The sequence below is a fragment of the Pantoea sp. JZ2 genome (assembly GCF_035191405.1).
Lineage (GTDB): Bacteria > Pseudomonadota > Gammaproteobacteria > Enterobacterales > Enterobacteriaceae > Pantoea > Pantoea stewartii.
The window spans coordinates 68,670-86,853 of sequence record NZ_CP045249.1 but is presented as its reverse complement, the minus strand read 5'-3'; the positions used below and the strand labels follow the sequence as shown (position 1 = coordinate 86,853).

Annotated in this window: 17 protein-coding genes and 1 pseudogene; 5 read left to right on the top strand and 13 right to left on the bottom strand. The window is 55.0% G+C overall.

What is annotated here, in order from left to right; genetic code table 11:
* Nucleotides 1-23 precede the first annotated feature (23 nt).
* From GC087_RS24245 to GC087_RS24215, 7 genes are all read right to left on the bottom strand, one after another.
* Complete coding sequence (locus tag GC087_RS24245) at nt 24-2,075, bottom strand: ParB/RepB/Spo0J family partition protein (RefSeq protein ID WP_324030781.1); 2,052 nt, start codon at nt 2,073-2,075, stop codon at nt 24-26.
* Between the two features lie 70 nt (nt 2,076-2,145).
* A complete protein-coding gene (locus tag GC087_RS24240; RefSeq protein ID WP_324030780.1) occupies nt 2,146-2,379 on the bottom strand; it encodes a DUF905 domain-containing protein in 234 nt (77 codons plus the stop codon).
* 737 nt (nt 2,380-3,116) lie between these two features.
* Entirely contained in the window at nt 3,117-3,986 is an 870-nt protein-coding gene (locus tag GC087_RS24235; RefSeq protein ID WP_324030779.1) for a DUF4942 domain-containing protein, read from the bottom strand.
* A gap of 59 nt (nt 3,987-4,045) precedes the next feature.
* The gene (locus tag GC087_RS24230; RefSeq protein ID WP_324030778.1) at nt 4,046-4,264 is read right to left on the bottom strand and encodes a hypothetical protein; all 219 of its coding nucleotides are present in this window, start codon (nt 4,262-4,264) and stop codon (nt 4,046-4,048) included.
* A gap of 770 nt (nt 4,265-5,034) precedes the next feature.
* Nucleotides 5,035-5,223 (bottom strand): hypothetical protein, encoded by a 189-nt coding sequence (locus GC087_RS24225; RefSeq protein ID WP_205954818.1) that lies wholly within the window; start codon nt 5,221-5,223, stop codon nt 5,035-5,037.
* A 9-nt stretch (nt 5,224-5,232) separates the two neighbouring features.
* The gene (locus GC087_RS24220) at nt 5,233-5,616 is read right to left on the bottom strand and encodes a DUF1380 family protein (protein WP_205954819.1); all 384 of its coding nucleotides are present in this window, start codon (nt 5,614-5,616) and stop codon (nt 5,233-5,235) included.
* Nucleotides 5,617-5,659: 43 nt separating this feature from the next.
* On the bottom strand, nt 5,660-6,106 hold the full coding sequence (locus GC087_RS24215; RefSeq protein WP_205954820.1) for an antirestriction protein: 447 nt from the start codon (nt 6,104-6,106) through the stop codon (nt 5,660-5,662).
* 419 nt (nt 6,107-6,525) lie between these two features.
* On the opposite strand from GC087_RS24215, the gene tnpA reads away from it, so the two are divergent.
* The 4 genes from tnpA to GC087_RS24195 all read left to right on the top strand — a co-directional run bounded on the left by tnpA (nt 6,526) and on the right by GC087_RS24195 (nt 9,863).
* Nucleotides 6,526-7,131 carry an IS66-like element accessory protein TnpA gene (tnpA, locus tag GC087_RS24210; RefSeq protein WP_226374906.1) on the top strand — a complete coding sequence of 202 codons (606 nt, stop codon included), beginning with the start codon at nt 6,526-6,528 and terminating at the stop codon, nt 7,129-7,131.
* The gene (tnpB, locus tag GC087_RS24205) at nt 7,128-7,475 is read left to right on the top strand and encodes an IS66 family insertion sequence element accessory protein TnpB (RefSeq protein ID WP_205954852.1); all 348 of its coding nucleotides are present in this window, start codon (nt 7,128-7,130) and stop codon (nt 7,473-7,475) included. Before tnpA ends, tnpB begins: the two co-directional genes overlap by 4 nt.
* Nucleotides 7,476-7,494: 19 nt before the next feature.
* Nucleotides 7,495-9,063 (top strand): IS66 family transposase, encoded by a 1,569-nt coding sequence (tnpC, locus tag GC087_RS24200; RefSeq protein ID WP_205954851.1) that lies wholly within the window; start codon nt 7,495-7,497, stop codon nt 9,061-9,063.
* Between the two features lie 107 nt (nt 9,064-9,170).
* Nucleotides 9,171-9,863: a hypothetical protein gene (locus GC087_RS24195; RefSeq protein WP_205954850.1), complete on the top strand. Its 693-nt coding sequence runs from the start codon at nt 9,171-9,173 to the stop codon at nt 9,861-9,863.
* 224 nt (nt 9,864-10,087) lie between these two features.
* Here GC087_RS24195 and GC087_RS24190 read toward each other — a convergent pair whose 3' ends face one another.
* Together GC087_RS24190 and GC087_RS24185 are read right to left on the bottom strand one after the other, a co-directional pair.
* A complete protein-coding gene (locus GC087_RS24190; protein ID WP_205954854.1) occupies nt 10,088-10,888 on the bottom strand; it encodes a class I SAM-dependent methyltransferase in 801 nt (266 codons plus the stop codon).
* A gap of 548 nt (nt 10,889-11,436) precedes the next feature.
* Nucleotides 11,437-11,571 (bottom strand): annotated as a pseudogene (locus tag GC087_RS24185) (oxidoreductase); the annotation flags it as partial.
* Between the two features lie 79 nt (nt 11,572-11,650).
* On the opposite strand from GC087_RS24185, the gene GC087_RS24180 reads away from it, so the two are divergent.
* Nucleotides 11,651-12,761 (top strand): IS3 family transposase gene (locus tag GC087_RS24180; protein WP_205957572.1). Its coding sequence is split into 2 segments (ribosomal slippage): nt 11,651-11,904 and nt 11,903-12,761, totalling 1,113 coding nucleotides; the frame shifts between segments, so codons are not numbered across the junction.
* 442 nt (nt 12,762-13,203) lie between these two features.
* On the opposite strand, the gene GC087_RS24175 is transcribed toward GC087_RS24180, so the two are convergent.
* From GC087_RS24175 to GC087_RS24160, 4 genes are all read right to left on the bottom strand, one after another.
* Nucleotides 13,204-13,479, bottom strand: a complete 276-nt coding sequence (locus tag GC087_RS24175) for a YgiW/YdeI family stress tolerance OB fold protein (protein ID WP_275273044.1) — start codon at nt 13,477-13,479, stop codon at nt 13,204-13,206.
* 677 nt (nt 13,480-14,156) lie between these two features.
* Nucleotides 14,157-14,879, bottom strand: coding sequence for a hypothetical protein (locus GC087_RS24170; protein ID WP_205957573.1), 723 nt, complete (start codon nt 14,877-14,879; stop codon nt 14,157-14,159).
* A 139-nt stretch (nt 14,880-15,018) separates the two neighbouring features.
* On the bottom strand, nt 15,019-15,579 hold the full coding sequence (locus GC087_RS24165) for a fimbrial protein (protein ID WP_205957574.1): 561 nt from the start codon (nt 15,577-15,579) through the stop codon (nt 15,019-15,021).
* 48 nt (nt 15,580-15,627) lie between these two features.
* On the bottom strand, nt 15,628-18,129 hold the full coding sequence (locus tag GC087_RS24160) for a fimbria/pilus outer membrane usher protein (RefSeq protein WP_226376384.1): 2,502 nt from the start codon (nt 18,127-18,129) through the stop codon (nt 15,628-15,630).
* Nucleotides 18,130-18,184: the final 55 nt, after the last annotated feature.

The window sequence follows — 18,184 nt, the reverse complement described above, 5'->3', positions numbered from 1 at the left end:
GCCCCAAAGGGCCGCGCTCCCTGTCAGGCCGCGTGAGCGGGATCGTTGTTGTCCGTGTCGCTGTCAGCCTCGCTGGCAGCGGCGTCGTCAGTGGCCTTTTCCGGCTCCGGCCCCTTCATCCAGGCAGGCACCCAGCGCGTGCCACGCATTCTGTTTTCAGCCAGTTCTGCGGCGTCGCCCTTCTTCATCTTCTCTGCATCCCGCGCCGCGCCCGTGAGTCCGGCCTCGTTCAGGGCGTCAATGATTCGGGCGTGTGTCAGATCCCCGAATAAACCCGCTTTTGTCGGGTTCCACCAGTCGCGCAGGTTGAAGCCCAGCGCGGCCTCCAGTTCAATCAGGTTACTGCGCGAGGTGTGGCCACATTCGCGGGTCTGGACGCCGTCCACCGAGCAGGCGACACAGAAGGTCAACAGGGCCATGAGCGTTTCGCCGTTCAGCGAGAAAAACGCGGTGAGGTCTTCACCCCAGCCCTTCGGTAACAGCGCTTCCAGCCTTTTGCGCTCCTCCGTGAGCGCCAGAAAGGCGGCCCCGTTTTCGCCGGAAGGCGCATTGCCCGTCAGGGTGGAATGTGACTCGGTCAGGCTGATCCGGAACGGTCTGCTGCGGAAATAACCGGCAGTGAACACGCTCCGGCAGAGTTGCCAGGTCAGCAGGGCAATGGCTTTTTTCTGCTGCTGCATCAGCGCGGCCTGCACGGCAAGGGTACGCTCAGAGGACATTTTCGTGAGCAGCGGCAGGCTGATCCCCTCAGCCTCATCAGGCGGTGACTGATACTCAAAACGGCTGGCACCGGATGTCTGCGCGTCGTTATCCTGCGGCTCCGTTTCACTGCTTTCTTCCGTTTCCACCGTCTCGATATCCGACAGACGGATCACGCCGCGCTGTACAGAGAGTTCGCCAATGCCGTTAAAGCCGACCACCACGCCCGTTACGGCGCGGGTTTCAGGTGTCCATGCGCGGATCTGCGCGGCCAGATCAATGGCTTCGATTTCATCCGTTGCCGCGAGGTAACCGTCATCATCGTCGCTACTGGCACAGTCATCGGCCTTTTCGTACAGGGCATTAATACGTGATTCTTCGTCATCGATATACACAGGCTCCGGCTCGTCCGTCAGGCGGTATTCCAGACCATCCCCGTGCGGCCACAGTGATCTCATCCGGCCCATGCTCCACTTCCAGCCCTCCTGTGCCTGGATTTCCTGCGCCATTGCCTCCAGCTTCTGCACGGTCAGTTTTTCCAGCAGCACGATGTCTGCCGTTCCTTCGCCCTCCTGCTGACTGAACAGGTCTTCACGCACCACACCGCCTGCGTTCTCGTAGGCTTCACGGCCCACGAACAGGAAACGGCGGTCGGTGACGGAAATTTCTTTGTCGGTGATCTGCTGTTTCAGCATGAAGAGGGGCAGGTCAGGCCTGCCCGATTTCACCGACTCGTAGACGCTCACCTGACGCTCCTGATCGTCTTCCAGGCAGAGCACCTGACACTGCTCAACGTTCAGTTTGTCGTCTGCCAGAAGCTTAAGGAGTGACGGGGCGAGGTTCGCGAGTTTGAGCATGCGCTGGACGTGGCGGGTGCTGTAACCCGCCTCTGCACCGATCTGCTCGGCGGTTTTCCCCAGCGCCGCCTGCGTACCGAAGCTGGCTATCTGCTCTGCCGCATGCATGTCGCTGCGCTGGGCGTTTTCGATGTGGGAGACGAGCGCCGCTATCTCTTCAGACACGCGCTTGAACGCCACCGGATGATCGGGCGTCAGAACCTGCTGAGACAGCAGCAGATTCAGGGCGGTGAGGCGTCTGCCGCCTGCGGCTACAGCCAGTTGCCCGTCAGGCAGCGCATGGGCGACCAGATTCTGCAACAGGCCGACCGACTTAATGGTAGCCGCCAGGCTCTCCACGCTATCAGCAGAATACGGGATGGTGCGCGCATTGAGCGGCGACACCACAAACGCCGACAGGGGCGCATGCTCCAGTGGCGCGGCTTCAAGCGCCGCGCTGACCGCCGCCTGTTCGGCGTCGGTGACTTTTTTGACGCTGGTTTTTTTTGCTGCTTTTGGTTTAGACTCGGTTACTGACATTATTGGTTCTCCAGATTGATAACTGTCACGCCCTGCGGAGTGACCTCTCCGGCAGGGCACCTTTCACTGCTTACTGCGTTTTGCGGATGCCGTACTCACCGATATAACGGTTCAGACCTTCCCCCGCATTTGACTCAAAATCCCACGCGCGCCAGACCATAGCGCCGTCCTTACGCACGACCAGGCGAAAGTGCGTACCCTGATCGTCCTCGATGGCGACGTTGATGTACTGCGCGGCGACCGCGTTCGCTTCCTCACGGGTAAAGATGTCGTCCGGTAAGCGCACCACTGCTGACTTTTCCATGAAATCTCCTTTTTTTTGCCCTTAAAAACCGTCACCCGTTGAGTTGCCGGGGCCGCGGTCCTGACGTTTTGCGGGGAACTGCTGCTTTCTCCCCAGGTTGTATCCTTCACCCGTTTGAGAGCCGTTCGCCGCAAAGGGCGTAACGGGCACGGGCCGGTGCAGCTGTCCGGGCGCGAGCGGAAAAATTTTTGGCCCGACAAAAAATTTTCCGGCGAGAGGCTTCAGCCGTCCCTGGACAGCCAGGCGGTTTGTGCTTGTCTCAGCCCCGGCGAAAGGACTCAGACGGGCGAACACAACCCCTGCGGAAAGCGGGAACCCGCCGCAACGACGTGACGCGCGGGCGCGAAACGGCGTTGCCCCTTACATCCCGCCGTGTGTGCTGGCGGGATGCGCGGAGCGCCGGAGACGGCGCGACTGAGCGGCGCAGCCGGAACGGCTGCTGCAAGCGAGAGGTGTTGCGTCAGGATGGAAACCCGCTGCCCCGGAACGGGGCCGGGCAGAGACGGCCCGCCGGCTCTGTGCGAAGCATGACAGCCGACAGGACGCCCGGAGAGACAGCCCTTAAGGACGTCATAAGCCGTTCCCGGAGTGATAAGGCCGTTAGCTCTGTCATCCGGCCTGCAGCAGCAAAGGGAAAGAGAGTGGCGCGTCAGCGCCGCTCCCCTTTCCTTTGCCGCAGGCCAGAGGGGTTTGCGCGCGGTCAGACGATGGCGGGGGCAAACTCCCCCGCTCACCTGTCAGACGGCTGGCGGCAGTGCGCCCGGATAGTGACGGGCCACGATGTCATTGACCTTTTCCACGAGGTCAGGGCGGGTAAAGGTGACGTGCGCGGAGCCTTTTTTGAAGGCGCGGACCGTGAAGTAAGCGCATGTCAGCACCTCGCCGAGATTCGACGACCGGGCATTGATAAAGTCAGCCAGCTGCATGCCCTCTGATACGCGCCAGTCCGGCACGTTTTTGCCGTCAAGCAGCCAGAACGGACGGGCCAGGTCGTTTAAACGCTCCTGCCCGTAGGTGCGCACGGAATACCAGCGGTTTGCGTGGTTGTCTATGACGCCACTCAGGATCACGCGTTTGCCGAGCATGCAGGGGTTATTGGTTTTGTAGTCCCACGACAGTTTGCGGAACACGTCGATGATCCCCTGCTCAAAGGTCGCGGCTTTATTCGCGTTGAGGTGACGGAAGGTGCTGATCACGCTGTCAAAGCTGATTTCAGGGCAATCCTCGCCGTACAACTCCGCATCCCATGCTTTTTTCTGCTCTGCGCTCATCAGCGTCAGCATGCCGGTGTCACGCATCAGGCGATCCCATATCGGGCGATCGGCAAGGCGGCCAATCTGTCGGCGGAGGGTTTCACTCGCCTTGTCACCGCGTGCCGAACTGAGGCCGGATTCGATGATGTCCTTCATGCCGTAAAACCATTCGCGCCCGGACGCCTGCGCAAACGCGGCCTGCGCCTGCTGTATCAGGTGCATACCCTGCATAAACCACTCCACGCCGCTGTTGCGTTGCGCGATGATGCGCTCAACCGGCACGGACGGGATGAGTTCGCCTGCATTCTCAAAACAGTGCATATCGGCGGTGAGTGCGGTCGTTGTGTCTGTCATGTTTTTCTCCTTCCTGTACGCCGCTGCGGGGCGGCGTGTCATATTGTTAAGGGGGGTGTTCATGCCTGGTGCTGATTCGGTGTTTCTGCTTCTGTCTGTGCCTGTTCTGTCACGTCCTCGGGGTCACCGAGGAACCAGCCCTTTACCGGCCTGAACTCCTCGATAAACCGTTTCTGCGCCCGCTTCGCCGTCACAGCCTCGACGCGGGTAAACATCGGTAATGAGCCTTTTTCGTTGCTGCCGAGAAACGCAACGTTGTAGATACGCTTTGCCTGCATCTGCCTGAACCTCTCCAGTCTGTTAAAGAACCATCATCCGCTGAGTTGCCGGGGCCGCGGTTTTGACGTTTTGCGGGGAACTGCTGTTTGCTCACCAGGTTGTAACCTTCACCCGCTTGAGAGCCGTACGCCGCAAAGGGCGAATCAGGCACGGGCCGGTGCAGCTGTCCGGGCGCGAGCAGAAAAATTTTTGGCCCGACAAAAAATTTTCCGGCGAGAGGCTTCAGCCGTCCCTGGACAGCCAGGCGGTTTGTGGCTGTCTCAGCCCCGGCGTACGGACTCATGCGCGTGAAACAACCGGCAGCAGGAACCCGCCGCAACGGCGTGAGGCGCGGGCGCGAAACGGCGTTGCCCCTTACATCCCGCCGTGTGTACTGGCGGGATGCGCGGAGCGCCGGAGACGGCGCGACCGAGCGGCGCAGCCGGAACGGCTGCTGCAGGCGAAAGGTGTTGCGTCAGGATGGAAACCCGCTGCCCCGGAACGGGGCCGGGCAGAGACGGCGCGCCGGCTCTGTGCGGAGCATGACAGCCGACAGGACGCCCGGTGTAGCAGCATTTTTTTCGTGTCCCACGGGCAAAACCCGCTAAGGCGCCCGCGCATCACGACAGAAAACACTGAAAAAATGGCGGTAAACGCCTCACTGAAGAATGGTGTTATCAGAAGCGGTGCGGTGGCCGCGCCGTCAGGCGCGCGCCCTGCCGCTCCGCCGCCGCAGGCGCAGGGTTTTGGGCGGGTTGACAGGCGGCCGTAACCGCCTGAACGCTGCTGATTATCCTTTGCCGTCCTGCTTAATGAAGCGGCCTCCGATGTAGACCGCGCACTGGCAGGTCATGAAATGACAGATCTCATCAACGACTTCCTCCGTCCTGAGTTCTCTCAGTCCACTGCTGCGGCGGTGTTCGTTAATCAGCGCCCTGTACTGACGAAGAATGTCGCGGGTTTGCGGTGACAGTTTCATTTTTTCTCCTTACCTGTTCAGAGCCACTCTTGCCTGGGCGACTGCCTGCAAAATCGGGTCGGGGTCGTCCTCTCCTCCGGTCTGGACTAAGCGCCCTGCGGCCTCGGTCAGCGTCTGAAGGCTTCTGGCGTCAAGGCTGACTTCACGTACCTGATACATCGCCCGAATGTTGCTGAGATGCTCCCATACGGTCTGTCTGTTGATACCGTGCGTAATGTAGTTCTCATCCTGTGCGATGCGTCTGAGCACCTCGACAGCCTCCTGTTCGGTAATGCCCATGTCTTCGCTACAGACTTCCACATCTTCAACTGTCCACACCAGAACGGTCAGGGCGCACCCCGGGATATAGTTTTCCAGCAGCCAGGCGCAGACTTCATTTACGGTGCCATGCATGTTTTTTTCTCCTGTAGGGGGCGGCCCTCCGCCCCGTGGGTTATCAGTCAAGGGCGCAGAAAATCGCGGCGGCTTCGGGATGAATTTGTGCAAACGCGGTCAGCTGGCGGTAGCGACGGCAGAAATGCGCGCACAGTTCCTCGTCGTCGTGGCGGTCGTAGAGCCAGCTACGGTGATTCAGTACCAGCGCCGTGATGATGATCCCCGCCGCGTCGGAACTGATTTCAAGGTCAGTCCAGACGTGGGGGCTGGAAAACTGCCAGCGTTCTTCTCCGGCGGGCTTCATGTAGCCGCCGCCGTGGGGCACGCCTGGCAGCCGTACAAAGTCCCACACCGCCCCGTCATAGTTGGCCAGATAACGGTCGGCGTAGAGGTACACGTTGTTTTCGGCCCGCATGAAGTCGTGGCCAAAGAGCGCAGGCAGAAAATGCAGCCTTTCAGAATCGGCCAGCACGGACGCTGGCGGGTAAACCTGGAATTGTGTGTTCATCAGACATCTCCGCAGTCAGAGGGAATTACCGTTACGGCTTGTGCCGTGCCTGAATGACAGCCCGACGAAAAGCGGAGTGATCAGGAGCGACGACGAGGCCGCAGCGCAAGCGAGCGGAGACGTGATTACGCACGGCGCTGACGCGAATACTGAGCGGAAGCGCGACGGAAGTAAGCGCGGCGGAGGGAGAGCGAACGGGTGAGGAGGCGAGCGAAGCGATCTCTTGATCACGCAGCGGTCGGGCTAGAGTGAAGGCACGGCACCGGCCGCAGACCGCACGGACCGGGTTTTCTGCCCTCCCCCGCCGACAGGCGGCATAAAGCGGCGCGCAGCAACGTCCGTAAGCGTATCGTTCAGGCCGTCTTTCATTTCTCCCCGTGTTTCTTACCATGGACACTTTCGCGAACATGGACACTACCATGGACAGAAACACGCCTTACATCAGCAGACCCTGGATCATCACCGCACTCAGCCTGCGGTTGAACGATGCCCTGACTTACCGTGAAATCGCTGAGCAACTGAACGTCAGCACTTCCGCCACGCATAAAATGTTCAAACGTTTTCGCCGTACGGGTATCAACTGGCCATTGCCGGAGGAATACACGCCTGAGCGACTGGAGGAGGAGCTGTATGCCTTCAATCTGGAGACAAATCTTCCTGTCAAAAAACGCCGTCCGGACTGGCCTCTGGAGTTCAAAATCCGCATGGCGGAGCTGAGCCTGCAGCCGGGTGCCTGCGTGGCAGAACTGGCACGGGAACATGGCGTTAACGACAATCTGGTGTTTAACTGGCGTAATCTGCATCGTCAGGGACTGCTGGACCCTGCCAGCAGAGCCGCTCTCATTCCGGTCACCGTGGAGCCGCTTTCGCCGCCCTCCAGACACAACGGGGCCGTATCATCAGACCAGCCACCGGTCATCAGCTGCAAGCTGACGCTGCCGGGCGGCAGCCTGAGTCTGACCGGGCCACTGACGCCGGAGCTCCTGCGTGCACTGGTCAGCGAACTCAGGGAGGGTGAGGCATGATTAACTTTCCGGGTGGCTCCCGCATCTGGCTGGTCGCCGGTGTGACGGATATGCGCTGCAGCTTTAACGGGCTGGCGGCGAAAGTGCAGAACACGCTGCGAACGGACCCGTTCAGCGGCCACCTTTTTATCTTCCGCGGCCGGCGGGGTGACATGATAAAGGTGCTGTGGGCCGACCGCGACGGCCTGTGCCTGTTCACCAAACGGCTGGAGCGGGGGCGCTTTGTCTGGCCGGTCAATCGCGACGGCAGGGTTCACCTCACGCAGGCCCAGCTGGCGATGCTGCTTGAGGGTATCAACTGGAAGCATCCGCAGCGGATAAATCATCCTGGCCTGCGCATCTGAACCGGCGTAATGTGGCTGCATGGAACGCTCACTCTCCGACGAAAACGCCCGGCTCCGGGCGCTGCTGGACACACAGCAGCACACAATCCGCGAAATGGCGGAGTACAACCGCCTGCTCTCGCAGCGGGTGGCGGCGTACGTCAGTGAGATAAACCGACTGAAGGCGCTGGTTGCTAAGCTGCAGCGCATGCAGTTCGGCAAAAGCTCCGAAAAGCTGCGTGAGAAAACGGTACGTCAGGTGCGCGAAGCTGAAGAGCGCATCAGCGCCCTGCAGGAAGATATGGCTGAGGTGCTGGGCGAGCAGCATGACCCGGTACTTACGCAGCCGCTGCGTCAGTCTTCCTCCCGTAAACCGCTGCCGGCCTCGCTTCCCCGCGAAACCCGCATTCTGCCGCCCGCCGAAACCGCCTGTCCGGCGTGCGGCGGAGAGCTCAGCGTGCTGGGCTGCGACGTGTCGGAACAGCTGGAGCTCATCAGCAGCGCCTTTAAGGTTATCGAAACGCAGCGTCCAAAACTGGCCTGCCGCAGGTGCGACCATATCGTTCAGGCCGCCATGCCGTCAAAACCCATTGAGCGCAGCTACGCGGGTCCCGGCCTGCTGGCGCGCATCGTCGCGGCGAAGTTCGCGGAGCACACGCCTCATTACCGTCAGTCGGAGATATACCGCCGCCAGGGCGTTGAGCTGAGCCGGGCCACGCTGGGGCGCTGGTCCGGGGCGGTGAGCGAACTGCTGGAGCCGCTGTATGACCTGCTGCGCCAGTACGTGCTGACGCCGGGCAAAGTGCACACCGACGATATCCCGGTACCGGTTCAGGAGCCGGGCAGCGGCAAAACGCGCACGGCCCGGCTGTGGGTGTACGTGCGGGATGACCGCAACGTGGGTTCAGAGCTGCCCCCTGCGGTCTGGTTCGCGTACTCACCGGACCGTAAAGGCGTGCATCCACAACAGCACCTGAGCGGGTACAGCGGGATCCTGCAGGCGGATGCATACGGGGGCTACAATGCCCTTTACGAAGACGGGCGCATCACCGAAGCGGCGTGCTGGGCGCATGCCCGGCGGAAAATCCACGACGTTCACGTCCGTACGCCGACGGACATCACCATTGAAGCGCTGAAGCGCATCGGTGAGCTGTATGCCATCGAGGCGGAGATACGCGGCAGCCCGGTAGACGAACGACTGGCAGTCCGCAAAGCCAGAACCGTGCCGATGATGAAGTCGCTTTACGACTGGATACAGGTGCAGATGAAGGTGCTGTCACGGCACTCGGATACGGCGAAGGCGCTCTCGTACCTGCTGAAGCAGTGGGATGCACTCAACCTGTACTGCGGCAACGGCTGGGCAGAAATCGACAACAACATCGCGGAGAATGCGCTCCGGGGTGTGGCTTTAGGCAGAAAAAACTGGTTATTTGCCGGCTCCGACAGCGGTGGTGAACGAGCCGCTGTGCTCTATTCACTGATAGGCACCTGCCGACTAAATGGTGTGGATCCTGAGGCGTGGCTGCGTTACGTCATCGATCATATTCAGGACTGGCCGGTGAACCGTGTCAAGAATCTGTTACCCTGGCAAGTGAGTTTAACTTCTTGATAATTTTGTAATATGGACATGCAATAATTAACTTTAACCGTTTCTCATCGCTCATTGGCAGAAAATGAGGTTTTCAGTTAATGCTGGTCACTCAGGATTTCTTCAGAATGCAGCTTGAATTTGCTGCTTATATAACTTCTGTCACAGATTCATCTCTGGGCGCTGCAATCATGGATTATACGAATATTTATATCCGGCTGGGATTGGGACGGGATTTCGATGCCGGTAACCCTGAGTGGGTAGAATACGTTGGCGGCCTAAATAGCAACCCAGCCAGGAATGCGATATATACCTATGAAGTCTGGCAGTCGAGAGCAGAAGTGCAGCCCCCTGATGTGATAGCGATTTCGGGCTGTTTTTCATGTGGATATGAGTCTGGGAACACTGCAAGGATTCATTTCGAAAATCGAGAAGATGAAAAAGAGTCACCACTAAGCTATAGCCAGAGGGAAATGAGATATGCAGAATTAAGGGAGCTTTTCCGGCTTATACTGACATCTCATCCTGAAATTTCAAATGTTTGCGGGCTCTCATGGTTATATAATATAAGTGCATACCAGAGACTGTTTCCTCCGCAATATATAGCTTCTTCAAAGGCTGTTACTGGTAAATACCGGAATATGCCCCTCTGGGGACAATTTTTATGTAGAAATGGGGAGATAAGAACCGACAAGGCTGATTTTTTTTATGAAAAACTCAGTCGAAAACCTTCACTGAGTCAGCTCTCAGGGTGTTTTCCACTTCAGCCTTTGGCAGTTAAATCTCCTGTTACAGTGTTTCGACATTTCTTTGAAATATAACAGTTATATCCATCTTACTTCAAGTTGCAAGGGACTGAACCTCAGGGTGCTGTGGCGGTGACTTGCTTGAATGTATCCATACTGCATCATGAAGTTTCTCAGGTATATTTTGTCTGGTGTTTAAAACAGGCGCATATAAACACGGTTTAAATATTAAGCTCAGGACTGAATCAGATTTCATCAGCTGTCAGTGGCTCCGCTGCCTGAGCAGAGCCATATCTGAGCTAGACCGGTTTAACAGAACATGTTGCTATGAAGGTTGGCATGTATTTATCGATAAGAAAACGTGGTGTAGGCTGAAAAGCCTCATCGAAACCCGTCAGCATCAGACCGGCTTCCAGTTGCCCGCTAATTTGTTCTGCTAACGAATGGCCAAAAACAAAAGCCTCATTTCTGGCTATCTTCTTATCAATTTCCTCTGCATCCAAATCCGTTATATCGGCATACGGCAAAATGAAAGCCGGCTTCACCAAACCTTCAGGGGCCAGCTCGGGTGAACGGTCAAAAACAAAGACAACCGGATTATAAAAACTACTGAGTAGCTTCCCTCCTTTACGGAGGACACGGAAACATTCGATCCATACCTGGCGTACATCAGGTATATACAGATTAGATATGGGATGAAAAATCAGATCGAATGACTCATCCTCAAAGGCTGATAAATCCTGCATATCGCCTAATACTGTCCGCAATTCCAGATTGTCTCTCATCGCAACCATCTCATCCAGGGCCAGCTGTTCCTTTGATGCATCAAGAACAACCACCTCAGCGCCGGCAGCTGCCAGCACAGGGGCCTGCTGGCCGCCGGAGGCGGCCAGACACAGAACACGCATACCGTTCACGTCGTCAAGCCATCCAGAAGGGAGTTCAGAAGGTATCAGTTGTACATGCCACTGGCCTTTTCGGGCGGCCTCAATGATTTCCGTTGTCACGGGACGCGACCAGTCACAATTTTCGCGCGCCATGCGATCCCAGACAGCCTGATTGTGATGGTAAACATTACTGAAGGAAAAATGACTCGTCATGATTATCTCTCCCGGGCAGGTAAAGACAATGCCAGACAGTAAAGCCCAGAGAGTTTTGATGGAGGCTGCTATCAACGTTTGCGGTTAGCAGACAAATTTACATAAACAACAATGTGCATTTACCCCTGGCAAACCAGTAAAAGGTCAGGACACATTAGTTGTTCATTTCAGAAAAACCTCACAGTGCGAGTCGGTTCAGGGAGCAGGAACTCTGAATATAATTCGCTAAACCTGTTCGAACAAGTCCGTTTTAAGAAGTTCAGATAACCCTCTGACCAGCTCCCTGCAAATGAATATACGGCCTCATTAGCAGACTCTTCCTCCACTATCGGATAACCGCGAACGTCCGCTCCTCGCTCATTGCGGACAAAGGAAGAGATGTTAGCGTCCGCTTTGTATCAGAAATGGACGTTTTGCAGGATTGTTTCCGGCAATGAAATAACTTACAGACTTACTTACGGTGTTGAATCCGTTCGCTCAAGCTGAATAACTCACAAGAGCACCTCTAAACCTGATAAGTCAAAACCACCTTTCGGCGGCTTTTCTTATTAAGTTCCTCTCATTTCATTAAGACGACGAACCTGATCTGTTGAGAGCGACAAGTTAGCGGCTGCAAGGTTCTCGCGGAGGTGCGCGACCAACGAGGTGCCGGCTATGACCTGAATATTGGGTGAGCGCTGAAGTGTAAGCATCCCGGTAAAACGAACCATTCACTTTTAGAGATCTTCCGACATACTGATTATGTCCTCTGAGGAGATCGCCATGCGTAAAGCCCGATTCACCGAACACCAGATCATTGCCGTTCTGAAGTCCGTCGAAGCCGGACGTACCGTCAAGGATGTCTGCCGTGAAGCCGGGATCTCCGAGGCTTCGTACTACAACTGGAAAGCGAAGTTTGGCGGGATGGAAGCCTCTGATATCAAAAAGATGAAAGACCTTGAGGATGAAAACCGTCGCCTCAAACAGATGTTTGCGGACCTGAGTCTTGAGTGCCGTGCACTGAAAGACGTTATTGAAAAAAGCTTTAAAACCAGCGATAAAGCGGGAGCTCGTCAGCTATCTGACGGCACAATTCGCCATGAGCATCCGCCAGGCCTGCAGGACATTATCGCTGAGCAGGACGGTCTATGTTTACCAGCCCGATACCCGGCGCGATGAACCAGTGATCCAGTTGCTGACTGAGCTGGCAGAGCGCTACCCGCGATATGGTTTTAAGAAGTTGTTCCAGTTGCTGCGCAGGCAGGGCAACACCTGGAATCATAAACGTGTTCACCGGATTTATTGCCTGCTGAAACTGAATTTTCGCCGTAAGGGAAAACAGCGCCTGCCGGTGCGTAATCCTGCTCCGCTGGCGACGCCAGAGGCGATGAACCAGAGCTGGTCCATCGATTTTATGCACGATGCGCTGGTGTGCGGCAGACGCTTCCGGACCTTCAACGTAGTGGATGATTTTAACCGCGAAGCACTGGCGATCGAAATTGACCTGAATATCCCGGCGCAACGGGTGGTCAGAGTACTGGACAGGATAGTGGCGAACCGGGGGTATCCGCTGAAACTGCGGATGGACAACGGCCCGGAACTGGTTTCGCTGACACTTGCGCAGTGGGCTGAAAAGCATAGTGTGGCACTGGAATTTATCAAGCCGGGTAAGCCGACGCAGAATGCGTTTATCGAACGGTTCAACCGGACGTACCGGACAGAAATCCTGGATTTTTACCTGTTCAGAACGCTGAATGAAGCACGGGAAATCACGGAAAGCTGGCTGAATGAATACAACAGCGAGCGTCCTCATGAATCCCTGAATAACCTGACACCGGAAGAGTACCGGCTGATGACTGAAACCCCGGAACTCTCAAAAAGTGCGTGGAACTAAAACGGGTGTGCTTACAGGGAGGAACATATACATAATAAATCTCCATAATTTTAACTAAACGAAGCCGTACATTTAACAATTCCTACTGATAGAATTTGCAAATCAACTTTATTAAAATGCATAAAAATTTTAAGTGTGTTGTTAAAATATAATTATCCCGCAAGGTAAACAGAAAGGAAGCTTCAGTTGTTAAGTGCATGTAAAATATGAATACTCGTGGATTTTATCTTGTTGGTTTTTTGGTGTAAACATCCTTTACTCTCAGTGGTGATATTAATGATTGCTTTTGTCATTATTCTGGACGTTTCATCTTAGCGGCGTCGTTAAATTAATTCATTAAAATAAAATCACCGCTGTAAATTTAATTTTAAAAACTGTTATAGTACAATTTCTATTTTTTTACATCAATCTAAAAGTTATTCCATTTTTTTCAACTTCGCCCTCAATACGTACTTTTTTTCAGGAGAAACAGTCTGGCCATCCAGTATTTATCATCAATTTCGACATAAGTACTACCACTTCTACCTCTGAACTCGTATAGTTCATGACCAACTTGTTTAATGACATGACCTACTAAGACCACCCATGCATCATCATGTAAGGATTTAGCTTGTTCAATACTCGTCAAGGCTGGGGTCGGTCCCCTAAACCCACCATTCAAATATGTTTCTTGACCTGAATTAACGAAACCAGGTTTAGCTAAAACACCAAATGAAATGGCAGAAATTAATATTACAAAACTTGTTTTTTCATGTTTTCTACTCTTTTTTGTTTTATCTTTAAGAGTGAAAAATCATATCTTAAGGTATTAAGATAATTAATTATTTTATTTTTTTAATGAAAATCCTAAAAAATGTAAGAATAACCAAGTTTTTGCTCTTCATCTTTCTTGACTTACCCTAAGCATATTTTGAACATTGCTAATTTAAGCACATGAACATTTGATGGCAATCATCTGTTTGAATTGATTTTTTTAAATTCTCACTTCCCTTATCTTAACATTTTGATTTACATATTCTCTTTTTTTGATCTTAGAAATTTTAGGAGTGCTTCTTTAACACAATAGCTGGAATTTTTTGCGCTTTTTTAATTTTTTTATACCATTTATATTTAGCCTCCTATAAATTAAATAATTACTGCTCACGCCTTGGTGGACGATCTTGCCCTTTAGTTTTAGCATAACAACTGTCTTTGAGCCCGATGACGAAGCATGTTGGTGATACAACGGATCCTATGCTTCATTATTTATTCAGCATTGCATTCAGGATGGTTAGTAGGTTAAGGTTTATAGTAACCTGAAATTCATCGCGTTTGACTGCTGATTTCAGGATGTTTTAAAAAAACTTCTGCGTCGAAGTGATTCTTCTTTTCTGCTTTATTTCGCTTTTCCGGAACCTAAGGAATGGCAAGTTTAACATTTAATGTACCGGAATAAGTGCCCGGCTTTAGCTTCTGCTGGCCAGGATTCAATATTAGCATCATCGGTGCTGTATTTTTGGCAACCCACCTGCTATCTTTCCACTCCGCACCGTCAATACGGTAAGGAACTACATTATTGCCTTGGCCAGCTATTTCTCCCTGCGTGCCATCTGTTTTATCAGGTATGAAAGTGAGCACACCGCCAGGCTCTTCAGGCCGTGCTAACTCCATAATCTGACGTTCCTGTCCATGAAGTGTTGTCTGTACCTGAGTCTCCACCAACGCAGAGAATGTGCTACCAGCTGGCACTTTCAATATCGAATCACCGTATGTCTGCCATGTACCCGCTCGTCCTGATTCATGAAACTTAAGCTCTACTGTTCGCTCACTGTCAGTTGGGTTTGTCAATACAAAGGTTGTGCCGGTAGGCATTCTTTTGGGTACCTCAAACCCTCGGTCGTCTACTCCATCAGCGCACATACAAGCACCAGTTACACCCTGGACTGTAACTTGAACACTGGAGTCGGAAGCACAACACACTAAATTCGGCCCGTCCCACGGCCACCATGGTTTATCCCAATTAATTGTGCCATTTTTTATTCCCGGCGCGGTAGCCGAAATCTTCACAGGAGTGGTTGCCTGAGCGCTGGCATTGTATCCCAACGTTAGTAAATAGCAGATTACTATCATTCTGTTCATTTTCACCCCGTCATTTCTGTGGCTGACAGTTTGTACTACCATCAAGCATTTAAATTATTGACTTATTCTTCCCTTTTTAACCTGCCGGGCCGTCAATGGACCATCCTCCTTAAGGCCCGGAAAGTTAACCTGTATTCTGTTACTCGTAGGCCAGCTTCAGAGCTACGTTAGCCAGGAAATTCCCTGCGGTAGGCTTTGCACCACCTGCAGGCAGAAGTTTTACGTTGAATTTAAGTGGGGTGTCGCCTTTTTCTCTAAATTTAACCGGAGTTGTGGGCGTCAGTGCTGTACCGGCGGCGACTGCATTATCACCGGCCAGAATCTGCGCTTGCACGTTGCTTGCAGATGTCTTGTCTGTCGCTTTGTCCTGATTTGCTATCAGACCCTGCCCATCGACACCTGCGTCAACCGTCGAAACGTCAATACCGCTTACACCCGTCCCGCAGTTTTTCAGTACAATCGTCACCGGCTTAACCGCCCCCGCCGCACCATTCATGATGTCGCTCACCTTGATATTACCCAGCGTCCATGGAGTGGCGGCGTCCACTTCACAGGTGTTATCCACCACGGTTGCGCTGATATTGACAGTGGTGGCGTTCGTGCTCACTGGGGCTGGAGTGTCTGCCCATGCGGCAACAGACAGGCCCAGCAGGGGAAGAGCTGCCAGCGGCGCAAGTGAGTAGCGGATAAATTGTTTCATTATTTATTTCCTTTGATGGTATGAAGGGCCTGATGCCCTGAGTTAAGCTTATCTGCAGTTAACATGCTGCTGCAGCAACGGTAAGTTATTCGCGTCCGGCGGCAGGCTAAGCCGGACTTTGCACTGCTGGTCCGGTCCGGTGCCCCACTCTGCCTTCAGAGTGTCGTGTGATGACAGGCCCGTGAGGTAGACCTGTCCGCCGTCCCCCACCAGTCCGCCGCCACTGCCGCTGCTCACGGTTGCTCCGAAGGGTAACGGTTTGCCGTTGTGCAGCACGGTCAGCAGTGTGTGAGCCCCACGGTGCACACGGAAACGGGCCAGGACAATGGCGCCCTCGGTGGGCACAACGCTGACCACCGGATTGTCGATGTCGGTATGGTTATCCAGCGTGCTGACGTCGAGCGCCACGTCATTTTTCATGTAATTGCTGGCGTAAGGGACGATGGCATAGCCCCGGCTGTCGGTGTGAATGCCCTGTGCGTCAGCAATAGTCGCGCCGGCTGCGCCCTGCGCATCAACGAGCACGCTGGTCTCTCCCGGCAGCTGTCCGAATGTGGCGCCGCCGCTGTGCAGTATTACCCCGCCACTGGCCCCGTAGCGGACCTGCCTGTAATGCCGACTGTAACCGTAGCCGGCTGACAGACTGCCGTCAGTGCCGCTGTAATCCACACTGGCGTCGCCGCTGTCGCCGTCACGGCGTCCGTACCCCTGACTGACGGCCCATGACACCTGCTCACTGTCTGCTGTCCCGCTGACTGCAGCCTGCGTTGTCGTGTTCCCGTCACTGTCGCGGTTTGCGCTGGAGCTGACATAAACCGGGGTCGGGCCTGAACTGCCTAGCGGCACTGAAAGCGCAAGGTAAAGCGAGCGGTCGGCATCCGGCTGTCCGCTGACGTGGCTGTACCCCCATGAAAGACTCCAGTTAACGCTGTGAAAGGTGCTGCTCAGTCCCACCTGCAGGCTGTCGGTGCTGGCGCCGGTCTGCCAGTATGTCTGATGGCTGCCGTTCACATAGGCTGAACCGAGCGTTCCAAGCGACTGGGAAACACTGACGGTGACCTGTTGCCGCCGGCTGTTATAGAGGTTGTAATACTGGCTCCAGTCCGGACGAACGAGACGGCCGGCCGCATCGACCTCCACGTCGTCACCGTTCCATCCCGACATGTTGCGCTCTGCGGTTTCGCTGAAGGTGTGATACCCCTGAGTCGAGTACCGGTAGCCGGCCAGCTGGAAGGTGGTTCCGGTAGTCAGCAGCGAACGGGAATAAAGAAAACGAACCGACTGCCCCTGGTGGCGGGACTGGTCAGCCAGAATGCTGTTGGCCTGCGTCAGGTCCGCTGACAGGGCACCCCACTCCCCCAGATTAATACCTGCTCCCAGCGCTACTGAATGGTATCGCGATGCCTGAAGCATGCCGCCGTAAACGGTGACGTTGTGGGGCAGCCCCCACTGCAGTTCTGCCTGCATAAAAGCGGGGAGTTCCGTGTCGCGACCGGCACTCCGGTAACGACCGCCTGTCAGGGCGTAACGCACATGACCCTGCCGCTGCAGGACGGGAAGGGATGAATAAGGCACCGTAAAAACCCGCAGGCTGCCGTCAGCTTCGCGGACGTCAACAGTCAGGTCGCCGGCGCTGCTCACGGTATTCAGGTCGTCTATTACAAAAGCACCCGGTGCCACGAAGGTCCGGTAAATCACGTTGCCGTTCTGAATAACGCTGACGCGGGCGTTACTGGACGCTACCCCTCTGATTACTGGCGCATACGACCGTACGCTCTCCGGATACATGCTGTCACTGGTTGCCAGTCTCACCCCCTGAAAGGAAAAGGCGTCGAAAATCGTGTCACGGGTGGTGGCGTCTCCCAGCAGCAGTTCGCTGCGCCACGGAATAATGGTTCGCTCAGCCCAGGTGTTGATATGTCGCCACTGGTTATGGCTCTGGTAGGGGTTCTCGCTGCGACTCCAGGTGCTGTTGTCCCTCAGCCGCCATGCCCCGAGGTTCAGGCCACTGGTCAGGTAAAGGTACTCGCTGTTGCTGTTTCCGTACTCACCGTCGTTACGGCTGCCACTTACCTGCCAGCCCAGAAGCGCGGCATTTATCCCCTCGTCCCAGTACGCAGGAGAGACCCAGCCCCGTGGACGGTGCACCAGGGCCGCCTGAGGAATGCTGATATTGAGACGCATGGCATCTGTGTCAAAGGTCATGAACGACCCGGGAATAATTTTCTCGAGGGGAACACACCCGCCCGCGCTTGCCTGCTGGAGGGACGGAAACGCTGCCATCTTAACGCCGGTGAGAGCCAGAACGTCACCGGTCAGGCAGGCATGCAGCCCACTGTGGTCATGCGGGTCCGGGGTGTCGGCAAGGCTGAACGCCAGCGTTCGCCGCCCTACCCGGTTACCGTCCACGTAAATATCAACGGGATAACGGCCCGGGAGCAAAGCAGCCCCCTGTTCGAAAGCTGACAGGTTCGCCACGCTGTACTCGCCGGAAATCATTGATGGCTCGAAGTGCAGCGCGGCGTCTGCACCGAAGGGGAGTAACGCCATCACGCAGCATGCAAGCCTGCTTAGGCCCGGCTTTATTCGTCTGTGCCTTCTCTTC

Bases quoted from the DNA above. Each gene is read 5' to 3' on its own strand.
- GC087_RS24245 (WP_324030781.1), bottom strand. From the start codon at position 2,075: ATGTCAGTAACCGAGTCTAAACCAAAAGCAGCAAAAAAAACCAGCGTC.
- GC087_RS24240 (WP_324030780.1), bottom strand. From the start codon at position 2,379: ATGGAAAAGTCAGCAGTGGTGCGCTTACCGGACGACATCTTTACCCGT.
- GC087_RS24235 (WP_324030779.1), bottom strand. From the start codon at position 3,986: ATGACAGACACAACGACCGCACTCACCGCCGATATGCACTGTTTTGAG.
- GC087_RS24230 (WP_324030778.1), bottom strand. From the start codon at position 4,264: ATGCAGGCAAAGCGTATCTACAACGTTGCGTTTCTCGGCAGCAACGAA.
- GC087_RS24225 (WP_205954818.1), bottom strand. From the start codon at position 5,223: ATGAAACTGTCACCGCAAACCCGCGACATTCTTCGTCAGTACAGGGCG.
- GC087_RS24220 (WP_205954819.1), bottom strand. From the start codon at position 5,616: ATGCATGGCACCGTAAATGAAGTCTGCGCCTGGCTGCTGGAAAACTAT.
- GC087_RS24215 (WP_205954820.1), bottom strand. From the start codon at position 6,106: ATGAACACACAATTCCAGGTTTACCCGCCAGCGTCCGTGCTGGCCGAT.
- tnpA (WP_226374906.1), top strand. From the start codon at position 6,526: ATGGACAGAAACACGCCTTACATCAGCAGACCCTGGATCATCACCGCA.
- tnpB (WP_205954852.1), top strand. From the start codon at position 7,128: ATGATTAACTTTCCGGGTGGCTCCCGCATCTGGCTGGTCGCCGGTGTG.
- tnpC (WP_205954851.1), top strand. From the start codon at position 7,495: ATGGAACGCTCACTCTCCGACGAAAACGCCCGGCTCCGGGCGCTGCTG.
- GC087_RS24195 (WP_205954850.1), top strand. From the start codon at position 9,171: ATGCAGCTTGAATTTGCTGCTTATATAACTTCTGTCACAGATTCATCT.
- GC087_RS24190 (WP_205954854.1), bottom strand. From the start codon at position 10,888: ATGACGAGTCATTTTTCCTTCAGTAATGTTTACCATCACAATCAGGCT.
- GC087_RS24170 (WP_205957573.1), bottom strand. From the start codon at position 14,879: ATGAACAGAATGATAGTAATCTGCTATTTACTAACGTTGGGATACAAT.
- GC087_RS24165 (WP_205957574.1), bottom strand. From the start codon at position 15,579: ATGAAACAATTTATCCGCTACTCACTTGCGCCGCTGGCAGCTCTTCCC.
- GC087_RS24160 (WP_226376384.1), bottom strand. From the start codon at position 18,129: ATGGCGTTACTCCCCTTCGGTGCAGACGCCGCGCTGCACTTCGAGCCA.